Below are 229 nucleotides of genomic sequence, written 5' to 3' on the forward strand. Positions count from 1 at the left end.
GGTGATGGCAGGCGAGGCGCCGCCGGAAGGATTCGAAATGACCTTCATGCGCAAGAACGGCGAGCGTTTCCAGGCCCTGGTCTATGAAGCGAAGCTGATCGATGGTCACGGCGAGCACACCGGCTGGATGGCGTCGGTACTCGACATCACCGAGCGCAAGGAAGCTGAAGAAATGGCCCGGCAACAGCAGGAGCAGTTGCAATTCACCGCCCGCCTGGTGACCTTGGGT

Annotated in this window: 1 protein-coding gene; it reads left to right on the forward strand. The window is 61.1% G+C overall.

Annotated features, from left to right (window positions below):
• Window positions 1-4: 4 nt before the first annotated feature.
• On the forward strand, window positions 5-229 hold a 225-nt coding region (locus ACCD03_RS25680; protein WP_413413306.1), incomplete at its 3' end, for a PAS domain S-box protein.

Origin of the sequence: Ralstonia sp. Ralssp135 (assembly GCF_047304345.1) — a bacterium.
In the GTDB taxonomy this organism is placed as follows: Bacteria; Pseudomonadota; Gammaproteobacteria; order Burkholderiales; family Burkholderiaceae; genus Ralstonia; species Ralstonia chuxiongensis.